20 protein-coding genes are annotated in these 16,863 nt (G+C 64.5%); 12 read left to right on the plus strand and 8 right to left on the minus strand.

Translation table 11 applies throughout. The features are described 5' to 3' along the window. The first annotated feature begins 79 nt into the window (after positions 1–79). Positions 80–580 (plus strand): GAF domain-containing protein, encoded by a 501-nt coding sequence (locus AB4061_RS18795; protein ID WP_441636376.1) that lies wholly within the window; start codon positions 80–82, stop codon positions 578–580. Between the two features lie 14 nt (positions 581–594). On the opposite strand, the gene AB4061_RS18800 is transcribed toward AB4061_RS18795, so the two are convergent. Beyond that, positions 595–1,062: a cupin domain-containing protein gene (locus tag AB4061_RS18800; protein WP_441636378.1), complete on the minus strand. Its 468-nt coding sequence runs from the start codon at positions 1,060–1,062 to the stop codon at positions 595–597. Between the two features lie 207 nt (positions 1,063–1,269). Between AB4061_RS18800 and AB4061_RS18805 the strand changes: the two genes are divergently transcribed. Beyond that, entirely contained in the window at positions 1,270–2,448 is a 1,179-nt protein-coding gene (locus AB4061_RS18805; protein WP_441636380.1) for an MFS transporter, read from the plus strand. Between the two features lie 57 nt (positions 2,449–2,505). Here the strand turns inward: AB4061_RS18805 and AB4061_RS18810 are convergent, their stop codons facing one another. Together AB4061_RS18810 and AB4061_RS18815 are read right to left on the minus strand one after the other, a co-directional pair. Then, entirely contained in the window at positions 2,506–3,060 is a 555-nt protein-coding gene (locus AB4061_RS18810; protein WP_441636382.1) for a MarR family winged helix-turn-helix transcriptional regulator, read from the minus strand. A 96-nt stretch (positions 3,061–3,156) separates the two neighbouring features. Continuing rightward, positions 3,157–3,636 carry a VOC family protein gene (locus AB4061_RS18815; RefSeq protein ID WP_441636384.1) on the minus strand — a complete coding sequence of 160 codons (480 nt, stop codon included), beginning with the start codon at positions 3,634–3,636 and terminating at the stop codon, positions 3,157–3,159. A gap of 257 nt (positions 3,637–3,893) precedes the next feature. Between AB4061_RS18815 and AB4061_RS18820 the strand changes: the two genes are divergently transcribed. Beyond that, positions 3,894–4,145 carry a hypothetical protein gene (locus AB4061_RS18820; RefSeq protein ID WP_441636386.1) on the plus strand — a complete coding sequence of 84 codons (252 nt, stop codon included), beginning with the start codon at positions 3,894–3,896 and terminating at the stop codon, positions 4,143–4,145. Positions 4,146–4,190: 45 nt separating this feature from the next. Here the strand turns inward: AB4061_RS18820 and AB4061_RS18825 are convergent, their stop codons facing one another. The 3 genes from AB4061_RS18825 to AB4061_RS18835 all read right to left on the minus strand — a co-directional run bounded on the left by AB4061_RS18825 (position 4,191) and on the right by AB4061_RS18835 (position 6,617). Beyond that, positions 4,191–5,183 (minus strand): Bug family tripartite tricarboxylate transporter substrate binding protein, encoded by a 993-nt coding sequence (locus tag AB4061_RS18825; protein ID WP_441636388.1) that lies wholly within the window; start codon positions 5,181–5,183, stop codon positions 4,191–4,193. A 164-nt stretch (positions 5,184–5,347) separates the two neighbouring features. Beyond that, the gene (locus AB4061_RS18830; protein WP_441636390.1) at positions 5,348–5,665 is read right to left on the minus strand and encodes a chaperone modulator CbpM; all 318 of its coding nucleotides are present in this window, start codon (positions 5,663–5,665) and stop codon (positions 5,348–5,350) included. Between the two features lie 4 nt (positions 5,666–5,669). Further along, positions 5,670–6,617, minus strand: coding sequence for a DnaJ C-terminal domain-containing protein (locus tag AB4061_RS18835; RefSeq protein ID WP_441636392.1), 948 nt, complete (start codon positions 6,615–6,617; stop codon positions 5,670–5,672). A 174-nt stretch (positions 6,618–6,791) separates the two neighbouring features. Between AB4061_RS18835 and AB4061_RS18840 the strand changes: the two genes are divergently transcribed. From AB4061_RS18840 to AB4061_RS18855, 4 genes are all read left to right on the plus strand, one after another. Next, complete coding sequence (locus AB4061_RS18840) at positions 6,792–8,108, plus strand: NRAMP family divalent metal transporter (protein WP_441636394.1); 1,317 nt, start codon at positions 6,792–6,794, stop codon at positions 8,106–8,108. 262 nt (positions 8,109–8,370) lie between these two features. Beyond that, positions 8,371–8,754, plus strand: a complete 384-nt coding sequence (locus tag AB4061_RS18845) for a BON domain-containing protein (RefSeq protein WP_441636396.1) — start codon at positions 8,371–8,373, stop codon at positions 8,752–8,754. Between the two features lie 107 nt (positions 8,755–8,861). Beyond that, positions 8,862–9,323 carry a PRC-barrel domain-containing protein gene (locus AB4061_RS18850; protein ID WP_441636398.1) on the plus strand — a complete coding sequence of 154 codons (462 nt, stop codon included), beginning with the start codon at positions 8,862–8,864 and terminating at the stop codon, positions 9,321–9,323. A 406-nt stretch (positions 9,324–9,729) separates the two neighbouring features. Further along, complete coding sequence (locus AB4061_RS18855) at positions 9,730–10,047, plus strand: collagen-like protein (RefSeq protein ID WP_441636400.1); 318 nt, start codon at positions 9,730–9,732, stop codon at positions 10,045–10,047. A 101-nt stretch (positions 10,048–10,148) separates the two neighbouring features. Here AB4061_RS18855 and AB4061_RS18860 read toward each other — a convergent pair whose 3' ends face one another. Then, on the minus strand, positions 10,149–10,529 hold the full coding sequence (locus AB4061_RS18860; protein ID WP_441636402.1) for a hypothetical protein: 381 nt from the start codon (positions 10,527–10,529) through the stop codon (positions 10,149–10,151). Positions 10,530–11,038: 509 nt separating this feature from the next. On the opposite strand from AB4061_RS18860, the gene AB4061_RS18865 reads away from it, so the two are divergent. From AB4061_RS18865 to AB4061_RS18880, 4 genes are all read left to right on the plus strand, one after another. Beyond that, positions 11,039–12,727: an ABC transporter ATP-binding protein/permease gene (locus tag AB4061_RS18865; protein ID WP_441636404.1), complete on the plus strand. Its 1,689-nt coding sequence runs from the start codon at positions 11,039–11,041 to the stop codon at positions 12,725–12,727. Positions 12,728–12,886: 159 nt separating this feature from the next. After that, a complete protein-coding gene (locus tag AB4061_RS18870; RefSeq protein ID WP_441636406.1) occupies positions 12,887–13,369 on the plus strand; it encodes a Spy/CpxP family protein refolding chaperone in 483 nt (160 codons plus the stop codon). Positions 13,370–13,448: 79 nt separating this feature from the next. Further along, positions 13,449–13,850: a hypothetical protein gene (locus tag AB4061_RS18875; RefSeq protein ID WP_441636408.1), complete on the plus strand. Its 402-nt coding sequence runs from the start codon at positions 13,449–13,451 to the stop codon at positions 13,848–13,850. A gap of 238 nt (positions 13,851–14,088) precedes the next feature. Continuing rightward, on the plus strand, positions 14,089–14,808 hold the full coding sequence (locus AB4061_RS18880) for a Crp/Fnr family transcriptional regulator (RefSeq protein WP_441636477.1): 720 nt from the start codon (positions 14,089–14,091) through the stop codon (positions 14,806–14,808). A 28-nt stretch (positions 14,809–14,836) separates the two neighbouring features. Here the strand turns inward: AB4061_RS18880 and AB4061_RS18885 are convergent, their stop codons facing one another. Then, positions 14,837–16,138: a UDP-N-acetylglucosamine 1-carboxyvinyltransferase gene (locus AB4061_RS18885; RefSeq protein WP_441636410.1), complete on the minus strand. Its 1,302-nt coding sequence runs from the start codon at positions 16,136–16,138 to the stop codon at positions 14,837–14,839. Between the two features lie 184 nt (positions 16,139–16,322). Here AB4061_RS18885 and AB4061_RS18890 point away from each other — a divergent pair, with 184 nt between their 5' ends. Beyond that, positions 16,323–16,823 carry a copper resistance protein gene (locus AB4061_RS18890; protein WP_441636412.1) on the plus strand — a complete coding sequence of 167 codons (501 nt, stop codon included), beginning with the start codon at positions 16,323–16,325 and terminating at the stop codon, positions 16,821–16,823. The last annotated feature ends 40 nt before the right edge of the window (positions 16,824–16,863 follow it).

A 16,863-nucleotide genomic window follows, 5' to 3' on the forward strand; every position in this document is an offset into this window, starting at 1 on the left:
GCCGCGCGCGCACAGGTTTCGGTTTGGGATTAGGATCTCGGCTTCGAACCCGCAATGACAAGCCCACCGGACCCGCACCATGTTTCAGCTATCCAGCGACACCGCCCCGCTCTCCAAGGCCGCGCAATATGAAGAGCTGGCCGCCCAGGCGCGCTCCCTGCTGGCGGACGAGACCGACCGCATCGCCAACGCCGCCAACTTCTCGGCGCTGGTTTACCACGCGCTGAAGGATCTCAACTGGGCGGGCTTCTACTTCTACGACGGCACCGAACTGGTGGTGGGGCCATTCCAGGGCAAGCCCGCCTGCGTGCGGATCGGCCTGGGCAAGGGCGTCTGCGGCACTGCGGCGCAAACCCGCAGCACGCAGGTCGTGCGGGACGTGCATGCGTTTCCCGGCCATATCGCCTGCGACGCGGCCTCCGAGTCGGAAATCGTCGTGCCGCTGATCGCCGCTGACGACACGCTTATTGGCGTGTGGGACGTGGACAGCCCCGTGATTGCCCGCTTCGATGACGAAGACGCGGCGGGCATGGAAGCGCTGTGCCGGGTGTTTGTGGAGATGGGCTGGACGCAGCCCTAGGCAATGGATTGCGCTTAACCCGGTGCGGCCGGTGGTGCTGCCGGTGGTGCGGCCGGTACGAGCCCATAGCGGGACATGACCGCAAGCAGCGCCGCGCGGTCGGGTGGCGCGCCGGCATTGACGACATCAGCGACGTCGCGGAAGTACTGGGCCCCGATGTCCGGCGTGAGAACAACCAGTGCGCGAGCCGCGTCGCCGTGCGGGTTGCTGAACTGATGCACCGATCCGCGCGGGGTATGCATCCACTCTCCCGGCGCCAGGTCCCGGGCCACCCCGTCGACAGCGTACCGAAGCCTGCCCGCCAGCACATAGACGCACTCTTCGTTGTGCGTGTGGCTGTGCGCTGGCGGCACCTGCGAGCCGGGCGGCACCGTCAATTCGAATACGCCCATCCCACCTGTCGCGGCGCCATCGATCAGGTACTGGATGTGCAATTGGCCCACCTGGATCGATTCGCCCGGAGTCCCGCCGTCAAGCGCCATTTTCAGTCTCCCGCCAATTCAAAGAACCGCTCGCCCGTACCGCTATTGCGATTCTAGGTCAGCGGGGATGCTTGCGACAGGACCATCGGCGCACGGGAGGCGGGCGGCGGAATGGCTTGCCCTGCGCCCGCTCTGGCGCGATGATGCATGCTGCGCATTCCCCCGGCCTATCGCAGAGCTATCTTTCCAAGCCATCCGCCTTTACCCGTGACCGCCCCCGCCCGAGCCTCCCGGAACGCCATCGCGTCGTTCTATCTCTACTACGTCGCGCTGTACGCCCCGGTTGCGATCACCATCAGCTTCTTCCCCCTCTGGATCCGCGCCCAGGGCCTGAGCGAGCAGCAGACCGGGATGGTGCTGGCGCTGGGCGCCGCGCTGGCGGTGCTGGTCAATCCGGCCGTGGGCGCCATGGCGGACCAGTACCGCAGCCGCAAGGTGATCCTGCTCGCGCTGGTGGCCGGCTCCGCGCTGAGCGCCGGGCTGTTGCTCAGCGCCCAGGGCTTCATCGGCGTGCTGCTGGTCTTCCTGGCCATCAAGGCCTGCTCGGCGGGCCTGATACCGCTGAGCGAATCCATGGCGCTGGCCGGCATGCCGCGCTATGGCTTTGACTTTGGCCGCTTGCGCAGCGCGGGGTCGATGTCGGTGGTGGCCATGTCGATCGTGCTTGGCTGGCTGGTGGATCGCGCGGGAACCGAGGTGATCGCGATCGTGTTCGTGGTGGCGTACCTGGCGCAGGGCCTGCTGGCGCTGGCGCTGCCCAACGACACGGCGGCGGCGCGCCATGCGGTGAAGGCGCCGTTGCTGCAGGTGCTGCAGTTGCCCGGCTTCTCGCTGTTTTTGGCCAGCGCCGCGATGTCGCAGGCGTGCCATGGCTTCTTCTACAGCTACAGCGCGCTGTACTGGAAGAGCGTGGGGTTCCCGGCATCAACCATCGGCTACCTGTGGGCGCTGGGCGTGATCGCGGAGATCACGGCGTTCACCTTCGGCTCGCGGCTGCTGGCGCGGGTGTCGGCACCGGCGCTGATCGCGCTGGCCTGCGCGGCGGGCATCCTGCGCTGGTCGATGATCGGCCTGGCCGAGAGCACCGGGGTGGCCATGCTGGCGCAACTGCTGCAGGGCGCCACGCTAGGCTTCACACAACTGGGCGCGGCGCAGTACATCCGCACCCGGGTGCCGGCGCAGGTCATCTCCAGCGGCACGGGCCTCTACTCGGCCTGTGCCGGCTTGCTGACCGCGGCCTGCGTGTTCCTGGGCAGCTATCTGTTTGCCAGCGTGGGCGGCCGCGCCTTCTTGCTCACGGCCGCGCTTTGCGGCGCGGGCCTTGCGGCCGCGCTTGCCCTGCAGGCGCATGAGGCGCGCCAGGCGCGCATGCTGGGCGCGGGTTAAGACGGTTTGTTAAGGCGGTTGGTTAAGGCGGTTGGTTAAGGCGGTTGGTTACCGGCCCTATTTGATGCCGCGCCAGACCTTGGCCAGGATCGTCTGCAGCGTCTGGCAATCCTCGTCGCTCAACTCGCGGGTGAGTTGGGCGCAGGAGCGCCAGAAGGACGGCAGCGCCTGGTCGAGCATCTCGCGGCCCTTGTCGGTCAGCACCAGCTCCAGGCTGCGCCGGTCGTCCTTGCGATGCTCCCGCGCGAGCAGCTCGCGCGTCTCCAGCCAGTCCAGCAGCCCGGTTGCCGAGGAGCGGGTCACGCCGCAGTAATCGGCAATGACCGACGGCGTCAGCGGGCCAAGGTCCAGCATGCCACGCTCGTCCAGTGAGAACAGGATCAGCACGTGCAGCTTGTTCTCGGTGATGCCGTGCTCGCGCAGCCCGGCGTTGACCCCACTCATGACGTCATCGCTGAGCCACAGCAGCATCAGCCCGGCCGCAGCCTTCTTGCGGCTGGTGCCACGCTCCGCGGTGGCGGCGAGCAGCTTCAGGTGCGGCGCGATGGCTTGCTGTGCGCTGGCGGACCCGGCAGGTTCAGTGGGTTCGGTGGGTTCGGTCTTGCTGGTCATCGGGTTGGGTGCTGGCTTCGGCCACCTGCTAGGGCTACCTGCTACGGCTGGCATATAGTGCGCTTATCGTATCAGACTTGCCGTGCCGCATGAGCCTCAGCTTTGCGTCGCCGGTGTGGCGCCAGCGGCGGCGCGTTGATCGGCAAACAGCCGGTCGCTGCGCTTGCAGCGGCAGCGGCCGATCTGGTGCAGCTCGATCATGTTGCCGGCCGGGTCGTGCATGAATAGCTGCTTCAGCTCGGGCGCCGCGACGTTTTCCTGCTTCCAGAAATCCACGCCCAGGCGCAGCAGCTCCGCCTCCGTGGCAAGGATATCGCGCACGGCCAGCGCCACGTGATTGCCGACCGGATCGCGGCCGGGGCCTTGCGCATAGGGCGAGACGCCATCGCTGCCCAGCAGGTGGATCTGGCAATCGTTGCCCATGTCGAGGAAATAGCCGGGCACGCCCGGAATGTTCCAGCGACCGGTGTCGGTATCGAGGCCCAGTACGTCGCCGTAAAAGGCGCCCATGGCTTCGACCTTGTCGAGAGGCATGCGCACTGCGTGATGGTGAAGTTCGAGAATTTCGATAGCCATGTCTGGCTCCTATCCTTTGGATGTGAGGTGGCGTGACGCGGCGCTGCCAGGCTGGATGCGATCAGTCCGGTGCGTCGCCACCCACATATAATACGTCATGCGTACTATCTGTCAAGCAAACCAAATTGAGGACATGGCATGGTATGGCTGCACGCGTCGGTGCGCTCGCCGTTGGCGGCGGCGCTGATGGAGGTGAGCCTGCCAGCGCCGGCTTAGGCGAAGCGCGCGGATACGCCGCTCGGCCATGCCGATCCCGCTTGCCCGGATACGCGAGCCAGATGCGCCTGCCCAAGCTGCGCGGCGAGCGCATTGGCCAAGCGACAGACCGCTTCAACATCCGCTGGGCCGTGCTGAGCGCCGAACTGGCTGACTTGCTGCGGGACCGCAGCGCGGGCGCCGACGTCCTCGACGCCGACATCGCGCTGCGCTGGGTGGCACGGGACGATGCGCGCAACTATGTGGTGCTGGGGGACCCGGCGGTGCGCCTGAGGGTGCGGGACATGACGTAATAGCGGGCGTAGCGGCGGGCGGAATGGCGCGATGCGCGCCGGCGCCTACTCGGGCCGGATGTCCGCCGCCTTGGCGACCTTCCGCCAGCGCTCTACCTCGGACGCGATGAAGGCGGCGAACTCAGCCGGCTTCATCACTGCCGGCTCCGCGCCTTCCTTGAGGAAGAACGCCTTCATTTCCTGCGACTGGACGATCTTGCCAATCTCACCGTTGAGCTTGTCCACCAGGGCTTGCGGCGTGCCGGCGGGCGCCAGTACGCCCCACCACAATTCCAACGCACTGCCCTTGTAGCCGGCCTGCTCCAGCGGCACCAGATCCGGCGCCACGGGCGAGCGCTCGGCCGTGGTGACGGCCAGCGCCCGGACCCGCCCGCTCTTGACCTGCGAGAGGATGGACGGCGCGCTGGCCACCATCATCTGGATCTGGCCGCCCACCATGTCGGTCACCGCCGGCGACATGCCTTTGTAGGGGACATGGGTCAGCTTGATATCGGCCGCGTCCGCGAACAGCTCGCTGGCGAACTGGTTGATGCTGCCCGCACCCGAGGTCCCGTAATTGAGCTTGCCCGGATTGGCCTTTGCGTTGGCCACCAGATCGGCCACCGTCTTGAACGGCGAATTGGCGGACACCGTGACCAGCAAGGGCCCTTTGGCGAGCATGCCCACGGGCTTGAAGCTCTTCACCGCGTCATAAGGCAGGTTTGTCCGGATGGCCGCCCCGGTCGTGAAGGTCGACGTCACCATCAGCAAGGCGTAGCCGTCCGCCGGCGCCCTTGCGACATAGGTACCCGCAATGACCCCGCCACCCGCTGGCTTGTTCTCGACCAGCACGGGTTGCCCCAATGCGTCCTGCAGATGCTTGCCGATGGCACGCGCGAAGAGATCGACCGAGCCGCCCGGGGCACTGCCGACGACGAGGCTGATCGGCTTGGCGGGATACGGGGCGGCTTGCGCGAAGCCCGGCGCGGGAAGGCAAAGGGTTGCCAGCGCCGCCAGGACGAACCTGCTGCGCGTGGCCGCGCGTGAAGTGAATGACATCCGTGTCTCCTCGGTTGATGCCTGTTGGTATGGCCGCGGGAACCTGAACGCCACGTGCCGCGTGGGCGGATTCTTCTCTGCCGGACCGATTGCGTCCAGCTTATTTTTTCTATCCTTTCAGAAGAAAAAGTAATCAATTGACCGGGAGTGCGAAGCGCTCTTCTTCAAGCCAGGTTTGCCCGCCGCAGCTTCGCCCTTAACGTCTCGATCTCGTCCAGCAGGTCAAGCACCACGGCCACGCCCGCCACCCCAAGCTCCAGGTCGCGCGCGAGCCGCAGCGCCGCGCGGGCGCGCTTGAACGTGGCGCCGTCGAAACGCCAGCGCGGCGCGTCCTCGCCGTGCGGTGTCAGCACGCCCTCCTCCACCAGCGCCACCACCTGTTCAATGTCGGCATGGCAGGCCACGCTCAGTTCCACCAGCGTGAACTGCACCTCTTCTTCGACAAGGACGCCATGCAGCATCGATATGCCTTGATCGCTCATCGCATCAAGCCTCCAGTGAACGGCGCGGAGCAAAGCCGCTAAAGGTCTTGGCCATTTCCCGGTACGCGTCATTGGCCTTTTCCGTGTCCGCCGGCGGCAAGACGATCGACAGCACCGCGTACAGGTCGCCGGGCGGCGTGCTGGGAAGGCCCTTGCCCTTGAGCCGCAGCTTGCGGCCTGCCGACGAGCCCGGCGGCACGCTGAGTTGCACGCTGCCGTCCGGCGTGGGTATGCCGACGCTGGCGCCCAAAGCGGCTTCCCATGGGGCCACGGGCAGGTCGAGGTAGACATCGCGATCGACTACGCGGAACAGGGGGTGCGGCGCGATCTCGATTTCGAGATAGAGGTCGCCGGCCGGAGCGTCTCCAAGTCCGGGGCCGCCCTGGCCTGCAAGCCGAAGATGCTGTCCACTGCGAATGCCCTTGGGAATATTGACTTCCAGTTGCCGCTCCTGCAGTCGCACGTGCCCGCTGGCGTCTGCCTGGGGCGTGCGCAGCGTGATGGTGCGGCGCCCGCCCCGGTAGACGTCCTGCAGATCGATCTGCACCTTGGCATGGTGATCGCCCCCTGCCATGCGGGCAGCGCCTCGCGCGCCGCGAGACTGCGCATGCCTGGCGCCGAAGAGCGACTCGAAGAAATCGCTGCGATCCAGGTCTTGCTCGAAATCCGCCTCGCCGCCGCTGTACTCGAAGCCGCTATCCCATCCCGGCGGCGGGGTGAACTCGCGGCCGCTCCTGTACCGCGCCCCCACGTCATCGTAAGCGGCGCGTTTCTCTTCGTCTTTCAGCGCCACGTACGCCTCGGCCACATCCTTGAAGCGGGCTTCCGCATCCGGCTCCTTGCTGACGTCCGGGTGATACTTGCGTGCCAGCTTGCGGTAGGCACGCTTGATGTCATCTTGCGTGGCCGTGGGTTCCACCCCGAGCATCGCGTAGTAGTCCTTGTACTCCATGAATGCCCCCGGCAACTGGCGTGCGGAACGCGCACGGCGCTTGGCGAATGATGCGCTTGACCTGCGGCTCTAAGTATAGGCAAAGGCACGGGCATGCGGTTCGATGCGGTCGGCCCTGCGCGCGCTGTCCGCGCACATAGCCATAACGTGGCGTGCACACCTGCGCAACCTGCTATGTTAGCGGCAAGCCTGCTACTGGAGGCAACGGTGAAAGATGTGGCATCCGCCCCGCAAGACGCTGAACAATCATGGCTCGGCAAGCTCGGGCCGGGCTTGATCACCGGCGCGGCGGACGACGATCCCAGCGGCATCGCCACCTATTCGCAGGCGGGCGCGCAGTTCGGCTTCAACATGTTGTGGACGGTGCTGCTCACCTACCCGTTGATGGTTGGCATCCAGGTGGTGAGCGCCAGGATCGGGCGGGTGAGCGGCCATGGGCTGGCCACCAATATCCGCAGGCATTACCCGGCGTGGCTCCTGTATGCCGTGATCAGCCTTTTGCTGGTTGCCAATACGATCAATATCGCGGCTGACGTCTCGGCCATGGGCGAGGCGCTGCGGCTGATCGTGGGCGGCCCGGCCCAGCTCTATGCCGTGGTGTTCGGCGTGGTCTCATTGCTGCTGCAGGTGTTCGTGCCCTACCGGCGCTATGTCCGCATGCTGAAATGGCTCACGCTGGCCTTGCTGGCTTACGTGGCCACGGCGTTTGTCGTGCATATCCCGTGGTCGCAAGTGCTGTCGAAGGCGCTGCTGCCGCATATGTCCTGGAAGCCCGAGTACGTCACGACCGTGGTGGCGGTCTTCGGCACCACCATCAGCCCCTACCTGTTCTTCTGGCAGGCATCGCAGGAAGTCGAGGATCAGCTCGCCAACCCCCAGGCCCGGCCCCTGATCAATGCGCCCTGGCAGGCGCAAGCCAATTTGCGGCGCATCAAGATCGATACCTATGTCGGCATGGGCTTCTCGAACCTGGTGGCGTTCTTCATCATCCTGACGACAGCCGTGACGCTCAACCTGCATGGCGTTACCGATATCCAGACCTCGGCACAGGCAGCCACCGCGCTGCGCCCCATTGCCGGCGATTTCGCCTTCATGCTGTTCAGTGCCGGCATCATCGGCACCGGCTTGCTGGCGATTCCCGTGCTGGGCGGATCCTCCGCCTATGCCATGGCGGGCGCCTTCAAGTGGAAGAACAGCCTGGAGCGCACGCCGATGACGGCAAAGGCCTTCTACGGCATCATCGCCGTCTCCACCCTGATCGGCATCGCGCTGGGCTTCACCGCGATCGACCCGATCAAGGCGTTGTACTGGAGCGCCGTCATCAACGGCGTGATCTCCGTGCCGATCATGGCGGTGACGATGCTGATGGCGGCGCGCGCCGACATCATGGGCGAGTTCGTCATCAGCACAAGGCTAAAGGTGCTGGGCTGGCTCGCCACGCTGATGATGGCCCTGGCTGTCTGCGCGATGCTGGTGACCATGCGCGCCTGAGCAGCGCCTGAGCAGCGCCCGAGCGGCCACTGGCCGGCAAGTGCTTGCGCAAAGCGAAGTGCCATGAAAGACGTCTCCGTGTCCGCCATCGTACCGACTGCATGGCCGATCCATGTCAGTCTCGATCCATCGGATGCCGCTTGCAGGGAGATACGATCCCTCGCGAGGCCATGCCGCGCGGTTGCATTTGCCTGGGGCTGGCTCGCCCAACGAGCCGCTCCGGCCTGTGACAACCGATTGGATCTGAATCGAGGTAACTGACGTGAAAACCATCCATCCCCTGAAATACGCCATCGGCACCGCGTGCATCACCCTCGCGGCCAGCCTGTACGTTCCGCTGAGCCTTGGCGCCACGAACGACGCCGGGCCGTCGCCCATGTCCTCGCCCATGTCGTCGATCAATCCGACCCATGAGCCAATTGGCGCCGCCATGAGCGACACCGCGATCACGACCAAGGTCAAGGCCAGTTTGCTTGAACAGAAGAAGCTGAGCTCGACGCACGTGCATGTCCGCACCCGCGAAGGCGTGGTGCGCCTGACCGGCAGCGTCCCGAGCGCGACGCAAAGACAGACTGCAGTCGATGTGACCCACGCCGTCAACGGCGTGAAGTCGGTCGAGAATCATTTGTCCGTCCGCCAGCTGTAACAAACAGCCCGCGTGCGCAGCGCCGCAAGCCACCGGCCGCGGCGCTGCGCGCGCAGGCTGCCGCTTGTTGCATTCGCCTATTGCATTCCCCTACCTGGAGTCACCCCATGAATCCCTATGAACTCGACCAAAACAGCGGTGGCCCGCGCGCCACCATCGTCGGCAAGATCGAAGAGAACAGCCCGGGACCCGGGCCGTTCCTGATGGCAGCCGATACGCTGGAAGGCAACCCGGTGATCGGCCCCGGCGGCGACAAGCTGGGCAAAGTCGACCACATCATGCTGGACGTGCCGGGCGGGCGCATCGCCTATGCGGTGCTGTCCTTTGGCGGATTCCTCGGCATGGGCGGAAAGCTCTTCGCCGTGCCCTGGTCCGCGCTCACGCTCGACATCCAGCGCAAGAGCTTTGTGCTGGGCATCGAGAAGGAAGTGCTGGAGGCCGCGCCCGGCTTCGACAAGGATCACTGGCCAAGCATGGCGGACGAGCAATGGGCCACCAGCATCCATGAGTACTATGGCCAGCCCCCGTACTGGGCGCAGGACCGGTACCAGCGGGAGACACGGCTCTGAGGCCGCCTGCCTGCCTCGGCCGCGGCGCTACACTGCGTGCGGCGCCGCTTCCGGGACGCGTTGCGGCGGGCGGCCCCGTGCTGCCCCGACCAGGAGCACGGCCCGCTGATACACCACATTGATGATGTCGGCCGCCGATAGGTGGAACGCCAGTGCCGCCATCGGGAGCCCGATGTATCCGCCGGCGATATCGATGCCCGCTAGCGTACCGACGGCAGCGCGAAGTTCGCGTAGTGTCACCAACGATGGCTGTGCGCGGAGACGGGTGTCTGGTGTCTTCGCAATGTGGAGTCCGCAGAGGCATGGGGGCGTTGTCCCGGCGTGTTCCCGCTCTCACCAGATAAGCAGCCCGTCAGACAGCCCACGACTTCATGGGCTGTTCAAGTCAGCAAAAAAAGGAATCATCATGAAATACTCGAACCTGATAGTCGCGGCACTGATGGCGCTCGCTGCGACGGCATGCACGGGCCCGGCCGGGCCGCAAGGCGCAACGGGTGGCACCGGAGCACAAGGCAACACCGGCAATACCGGCTACATGGGCGCGACCGGCCGTACGGGCGCAACCGGAGACACCGGGGCGACCGGGGGCGCTGGGGCAATGGGCTCCACCGGCGCGACCGGCGATACGGGTGCAACCGGCGGCACGGGCGCCAGGGGTAGTACCGGCAGTACCGGGGCAAGAGGCAGCAACGCCGACGGCACTGTCGTCATCGTCCCTCGCTGAGGGTCGCTGAGCCGGCCATGGAGTGAACGCAGAATGCGCATCGCTGCGCGCGGGTAGTTCCAGCACGCGGCGATGCGCGGTGCGAGGCGACGTTCAGGCTTTCAACGAGAGACCGCGCCTCCCGCCGTCCAGCCTTGGATCCAGCCTTGAATACGGCGGCTGATCAAGACGCGCCAGGAAGCGCCAGCGGAGCAGGCCGACTGCATTTGCGCCGGCTCGGTCAGGCATGGGCTGGGCAGCGGCGGACAGGCGACGCCCTGCGCGGTGCGCAACAAGGTGTCATCGTCGCAATCCGTCATGGCGGTCAGGGTTTCACGTGGTATGCCGGCAGGGTAGATGACGAGGAGGATATCGTTGACGATCTTTTCGCTCTCGAACGGGCCGAAGCGATAGGTGCAGCCGCCATCCACCTCCGCGAAGAACCAGTGCTGCGGATGGCTTCGATAGATGACGACCACGGTTCGGTGAGCTTCCTTTGACATTCCACTACCCCCAAACTATCCGCAATCCGGGACAGTGCGCTTTGTTATTCATGTTCGTAGATTCCAGCAAACAACGCTCACCCGCGACCCGAATCTGAAACTGGTGGGGCCCCACACCGGACACGCTCCAGAAAATCCCGGCGCCGGCTCTGGTATGTAGCGGCATGTGCGCCCCTACGTATACATATAGCTACCTCCCGGCAGAAGTGCTGTCCGCAAGCGTACGGTTTGGCGAACTTATTTCGGCGCAGCCGATACCCTGCCCACAGGTTCGCGATTCCCCGCAAAAAGCCGCCAGCGTCGATGGACTGGCCTATATTTCAGTAACTGACCTGCCAATGACCCCGGCAGACATCAAAGGGAGCATGAGGCGGGACATGCCATGGGGGACACCGGGTCTGACGCCGCGTAGAGACGGACCGTGACCATGCCGATGACGCAATCAGGTCTGTGGCGCCGGCACGAGAAGCAAGAGAGGGATGATGGGAAAATCTCGCAGCAACTTGTGGATGCGATTCTGGGAAATTGCAAAGCCTTACTGGTTCTCTCAGGAGAAATGGAAGGCCAGGATGCTCCTTTTTCTATTGGTCTTGTTACTGCTCGGGCAAACAGGGACGAACGTACTGTTCAATGAGCAATCGGGGGAGTTCACATCGGCGCTGGCCGCGAGGGATGCCGGCAGATTCTGGCACTCCATTCTGATATGCGTCTATGTGCTGATCGCCGCCGTGCCGGTCTACGCCTTTTACTACTACGTCAGGAACACGCTTGGTATTCTTTGGCGCCGCTGGCTGACCCGTCACTACCTGGATAAGTACTTCAGCAATCATGCGTTCTACAAGCTGAACACCAGCGCCTCGATCGACAATCCGGACCAGCGGATCTCGGAAGACATCAACACGTTCGCAAACCAATCGCTGTATTTTCTCTTGCTCACTCTGGGGGCGCTTCTGCAGCTGATTGCGTTCAGCGGCGTGCTGTGGTCGATCTCCAGGCAGCTGGTGCTTTTTCTTGTTGTCTATGCGATCGTCGGCACGTCGATCTCGATCTTCGTGTTCGGCCGGATCCTGATCGGGCTGAATTTCTATCAGTTGAAACGAGAAGCCGATTTTCGCTTCAGCTTGATCCGGGTGCGCGAGAACGCCGAGTCGATTACCTTTCATCGCGGCGAGGCCCATGAATCCCTGCATGTGCGAGGCCGTTTCGACCATCTCTTCGCCAATTTCAACAAACTGATCCGATGGCAGCTGAACCTCAATCTTTTCCAGTATGGCTATGCGTTTCTCACCATCATGCTGCCGAGTGCCATTGTGGCCTCACGCGTCCTCTCGGGCGAACTCGAGGTTGGCCGGGCCATCCAGGCAGCCGGCGCATTTGCCGCGATCCTGGCCTCGCTCACCGTGATCGTCGACAACTTTGAAAGTCTGAGCCGGTTCGTCGCCGGACTCGACCGGCTTAGCACATTCTCTGGCGCCCTGACGCAGACGCCTGTCACGCTGGCCGCGCCGCATGGCGGTGGGAACAAGATCGAAGCGGCGCGAGACGCTCGCCTGGCGCTCGAGCATGTCACCTTGCAAACGCCAAACTACGAACGTACCCTGGTCAGGGATCTCACGGTATCGATCGACCCGGGAGAGGGATTGCTGATCGTGGGCGCGAGCGGAGGCGGCAAGAGTTCGTTGATGCGCGCGATAGCGGGACTCTGGAACTGCGGGACCGGCCGCATTGTCAGGCCGGAACTGGAACATATGCTGTTTCTGCCGCAGCATCCCTACATGGTGCTGGGCAGCCTGCGCAGCCAGTTGCTCTATCCGGATCGCGATGGCCGCAAGGTATCCGATAAGGAACTCCGGCTGCTGCTTGAGATGGTCAACCTGCCGGACGTCGTGGACAGATTTGGCGGCCTGGACGTGGATCTGGACTGGGGGAAGGTGCTGTCCGTGGGAGAGCAGCAGCGCCTCACCTTTGCCCGCGTGCTGCTCGCCAAACCGCGCTATGCCATGCTGGATGAGGCCACCAGCGCCCTCGACATCGGCAACGAGGAACGCCTCTACTTCCAGCTTTCGACGGGTTCGACAACGCTGGTCAGCGTCAGCCACCGTCCCACTCTGCTGAAGTACCACCAACAGGTGCTGGAGTTGAGGGGCAATGGGGAATGGGCGCTTCACCCCTCCGGGAGCTACCGCTTTAGCTGGTGAGCTCCCGCGCCGCAACGCTTGCAATGGCCCCCACGGTGCTCATCCTTGTCCGGTGCCGGACAGACACAAGCCGGAATCTGGTCCACAAGTAAGCATGCGATCGCGCCGCCAACGATGGCGAGCTGCCGGCGGGATCATGGAATTCCATGGAGACCGATCATGAAACTCACCGCCCAGTCATTCCTGCCGAAGACGGCATACGTACTGCCGTCCGTCGCGCTTTTCTCCATGCTGGCGCTGGCCGTTCCCGCCGGGGCCATCACCGCCACCGACGCGCAGGGTTCCCCGCATGTCTTGAAGATCGCGAAGCAGGATCGCATCGATACGCACATCAGCGACCTCCACACGAAGCTCCAGATTACGCGCGCGCAGGAACAACTCTGGCAGAAGGTCGCGCAGGTCATGCGCGACAACGCGAGCAAGATGGATTCGCTGCGGCAGGAGCGCACTGAGGATGCCAAGGGCATGACCGCCGTCGGCGACCTCAAGTCCTACGGGGATATCGCCGATGCGCATGCCGACGGCATCAGGAAGCTCACGCCCGTGTTCCGGGATCTGTATGACAGCATGTCAGACGTGCAGAAGAAGAATGCCGACCTGATCTTCCGGAACCGGCAACAGCATGCGTCGACAAAAAACTGAAGCCCCGGGCCCGGACGGCCGCCGCAGGCGCAAGCCACCTCGCGCGGTTCGGGCTTTCGCTCAAGCACAGGAGAGCATGATGAACACCTCAACAATGCGATCGCGCTGGGTGCGCCCGGCGACCGTGAAGGCCGCCGCGGCATTCAGCCTGGTGCTGGCACTGGGCGTCGTGTCGACGGCACCGGCCTTTGGCGACGACCGCGACCACCATCCCCGCCAGAACCATGGCAACCAGTATGCTTCGTCCCGTCAAGGACACAACGGCAATTGGCAGGGCAACCAGCGCTACGATCACGCTCGTGATCACCGCGACTATCGCGACAATCGCGGCTATCGCGGCTATCGCGGCTATCGCGGCTATCGCGACGATCGCGGCAACTACTATGACAACCAGCGCTATGTCTACGCGCCGCCGCCGGTAGCTTACGTACCCCAGCCGGCGCCCGGCATCAGCCTGTTCTTCCCCCTGCAGATCCGCTAGCAAGGCACGGGCAAGCAGGCAAACCTCCCGGGCAACGAGTACGTTGCCCGGCCGGCCGCCGCCCACTCCAGTTACCCGCCCGTCAATGTGCAGTGCTCGCTGCCTGCCGCGCCTTTGATCTCCCACATTGCTGACCTATATTTTTATGGGTGGCTCCGGGATTGTCCCGGGGTTTTCACTTGCGCGACTGGCGCAAATTGCCTGGCACGTAACCCAATTCAGCATTGGGAGGCAAAAAATGGCATCCACCCACGATCCGAGGGCCAATCATCTCCTTGCCGTACTGCCCGAAGGGGAGTGGCTGCGCCTTGCCCCACACCTGATCCTGACCGAGCTGCCCCTGGGCCATGTGGTGTATGAGTCAGGTGATCAGCTCGGGTATGTGTATTTCCCGACCACGGCGATCGTCTCCCTGCTCTACGTGATGGAGGACGGGGCCTCCGCCGAGATCGCCATCGTCGGCAATGAGGGCATTGTCGGCATTGCCTTGTTCATGGGCGGCGAGACAACGCCCAGCCGGGCCATCGTGCAAAGTGGCGGCCATGGCTATCGCCTGAGTGCCAAGGTGTTGAAGCAGGAATTCACCCGCGGCGGCCCCATCCAGCATTTGCTGCTGCGATACACCCAGGCACTGATCACCCAGATGGCCCAGACCGCGGTTTGCAACCGGCATCACTCAATCGAGCAGCAACTCTGCCGCTGGCTGCTGCTGAGCATCGACCGGCTGCCGTCCAATGAACTGACGATGACGCAGGAGCTGATCTCGAACATGCTTGGCGTGCGCCGCTCCGGCGTGACCGAAGCGGCCTTGAAACTCCAGAGCGCCGGCTTGATCCAATACAGCCATGGCCATATCGCGGTGCTCGACCGGCCGGCGCTGGAAAAGCATGCTTGCGAATGCTACGCGGTGGTCAAGCGTGAGTTCGACCGGCTGTTGCCTGCCACGCTGGCGACCTGAGCCTCGCCACACCGGCCGTTGGCGGCCGTTACTCCTCGCTGGTCCACTCCACCTCGACACCGAGGCTGCGCAGGTTCTCGACGAAGCGCGGATGGGCCCGGCGGATGGGCGCGGCGTTGCGGATCTCCGAGCGGCCATCGATGCTCGCGGCTACCATGAGCAAAGCGATGGCCACGCGGATGATGTACGGGCTTTCCACCACCGCCGGCGTCAGCGGATTGCCACCAAAGGTGATGAGCCGGTGCGGGTCGGACGAGAACACATGGGCGCCAAACTTCGACAGCTCGCCGGTCCAGCCCAGCGCGCCGTCGTACACCTTGTTCCAGAACATGGCGTTGCCCTGCGCGCGCACGCCCAGCGCGATGAAGATGGGGAGCAGGTCAACCGGGAAGTAAGGCCAGGGCGCGGCCTCGACTTTGGTCAGCACGTTGCTCGTAAACGGCGTCTGCACCTTCAGGGGGCCAGCGCTGGTGGCGCGGGACCAGCCATCTTCGTGCGTGATCTGCACGCCGAACTTGGCGAAGGTGCGGTCGATCAGCGGGAAATTCCCCGGCGCGCTATTGCGCACCACGACATCGCCGCCGGTGATGGCGCCCAGCGCCAGGAAGGTGGTGATCTCGTGAAAATCCTCGTCGAAGGTAAAGTCGCCCCCCTTGAGCTTGTTGCCGCCATGCACCGTCAGGCGCGAGGTGCCCATGCCTTCGATGCGCGCGCCCATCATCGCCATGAAGCGGCAGAATTCCTGCACATGGGGCTCCGATGCGGCATTGGTGAGCGTGGAGGTGCCACCCGCGGCCGCAGCGCACAGCACGAAGTTCTCCGTGGTGGTGACCGATGCGTAGTCGAGCCAGTGGTCAGTGGGTGTCAGCTGGCCGGCGCTGCGCACCAGCAGCGATCCGTCGGCGCGCTCCACCTCGCCACCGAAGCGGCGGAAGACATCGACGTGCGGATCGATCTCGCGCACGCCAAGCGTGCAACCCTTGACGTTGTCCTCCAGCCGGGCCACACCGAAGCGGGCAAGCAGCGGCGGCACCAGCATGATGGACGAGCGCATCTCTTCCGGCAGGCGATGGCGGGCGGCGTCGAACACGGTCTCCTGATGGTGGAGTGACAGCGTGCCGCTTGCGTCATCCATATGCACCTTGCTGCCCAAAGCGCGGAAGATGTCGAGAATCTTGCGCACATCGGTGATGTCGGGCACGCCATGCAGGCGCAAGGGCTCATCGGTCAGAAGCGTGGCGCAGAGCACAGGAAGCACTGCATTCTTGTTGGCGGAAGGGGTAATACGCCCCCGGAGCGGCTTGCCGCCGTGCACGATGAGATTGGACATGGGATGGGAGATTGCGAGACGAGCCCGGACAGGATGGAACAACGCCCAGTATTGTACTTGCACTGCGAACGGTGCGAACGGCACCCGCCCCGGTACTGCCCGGGCATCCGGGTCAAACCGCATGGAGGACGCTGCTGTGACCGATACCGCATCCGTGCGACAACGTGCCACGGTAAAGGCGCGTATGACATCGCTGAAGGCTGATAATATTGCTGCCAGATCACCGACCTTTCGCGTGCGCGCCTCTCCCCGCCGGTTCTGGATTACCGGACTCCTCCTTACCGCCTTCCTGACAGTGCAACTGGCAGCGGCCGCTTACGCCTGCATGGGAAGCCGCTACTCGTCTGGTTCGCCCGGTTCGTCCGGCTCGCCCGGTTCACCTGAATCGGCGGGCCAGATGGTGGACATGGCGGGCATGATGGCGTCGTGCCCCGAAATGGCCGAGCAGTCCGCGCAGACGACGCTCGGCAGCCATGACGGGCTTTGCCTCGAACATTGCCAGCTAGGCGCCAAGTCGGTCGACCACGCCGCCCCGCAGATCCCCGGCTTCCTACCGGTCCTTGTCAGCCTTGTTGAACCCGCTCCCGTCGCCGAACTCACCCGGCACACGGTTCTGCTAGGCGAAGCCATCGCGCGCGCGCCACCGCCGCCCTTCCCGATCCTGCACTGCTGTTTCCGAACCTAGCCTCCGAAGCCACGCTTGTTTCGTGCCCTGCCGCCTGAGC

It is taken from the genome of Cupriavidus sp. YAF13 (genome assembly GCF_052113425.1).
Lineage (GTDB): Bacteria > Pseudomonadota > Gammaproteobacteria > Burkholderiales > Burkholderiaceae > Cupriavidus.

Bases quoted from the DNA above. Each gene is read 5' to 3' on its own strand.
- AB4061_RS18795 (WP_441636376.1), top strand. From the start codon at position 80: ATGTTTCAGCTATCCAGCGACACCGCCCCGCTCTCCAAGGCCGCGCAA.
- AB4061_RS18800 (WP_441636378.1), bottom strand. From the start codon at position 1,062: ATGGCGCTTGACGGCGGGACTCCGGGCGAATCGATCCAGGTGGGCCAA.
- AB4061_RS18810 (WP_441636382.1), bottom strand. From the start codon at position 3,060: ATGACCAGCAAGACCGAACCCACCGAACCCACTGAACCTGCCGGGTCC.
- AB4061_RS18815 (WP_441636384.1), bottom strand. From the start codon at position 3,636: ATGGCTATCGAAATTCTCGAACTTCACCATCACGCAGTGCGCATGCCT.
- AB4061_RS18825 (WP_441636388.1), bottom strand. From the start codon at position 5,183: ATGTCATTCACTTCACGCGCGGCCACGCGCAGCAGGTTCGTCCTGGCG.
- AB4061_RS18830 (WP_441636390.1), bottom strand. From the start codon at position 5,665: ATGAGCGATCAAGGCATATCGATGCTGCATGGCGTCCTTGTCGAAGAA.
- AB4061_RS18835 (WP_441636392.1), bottom strand. From the start codon at position 6,617: ATGGAGTACAAGGACTACTACGCGATGCTCGGGGTGGAACCCACGGCC.
- AB4061_RS18840 (WP_441636394.1), top strand. From the start codon at position 6,792: ATGTTAGCGGCAAGCCTGCTACTGGAGGCAACGGTGAAAGATGTGGCA.
- AB4061_RS18850 (WP_441636398.1), top strand. From the start codon at position 8,862: ATGAATCCCTATGAACTCGACCAAAACAGCGGTGGCCCGCGCGCCACC.
- AB4061_RS18855 (WP_441636400.1), top strand. From the start codon at position 9,730: ATGAAATACTCGAACCTGATAGTCGCGGCACTGATGGCGCTCGCTGCG.
- AB4061_RS18860 (WP_441636402.1), bottom strand. From the start codon at position 10,529: ATGTCAAAGGAAGCTCACCGAACCGTGGTCGTCATCTATCGAAGCCAT.
- AB4061_RS18865 (WP_441636404.1), top strand. From the start codon at position 11,039: ATGCGATTCTGGGAAATTGCAAAGCCTTACTGGTTCTCTCAGGAGAAA.
- AB4061_RS18870 (WP_441636406.1), top strand. From the start codon at position 12,887: ATGAAACTCACCGCCCAGTCATTCCTGCCGAAGACGGCATACGTACTG.
- AB4061_RS18875 (WP_441636408.1), top strand. From the start codon at position 13,449: ATGAACACCTCAACAATGCGATCGCGCTGGGTGCGCCCGGCGACCGTG.
- AB4061_RS18880 (WP_441636477.1), top strand. From the start codon at position 14,089: ATGGCATCCACCCACGATCCGAGGGCCAATCATCTCCTTGCCGTACTG.
- AB4061_RS18885 (WP_441636410.1), bottom strand. From the start codon at position 16,138: ATGTCCAATCTCATCGTGCACGGCGGCAAGCCGCTCCGGGGGCGTATT.
- AB4061_RS18890 (WP_441636412.1), top strand. From the start codon at position 16,323: ATGACATCGCTGAAGGCTGATAATATTGCTGCCAGATCACCGACCTTT.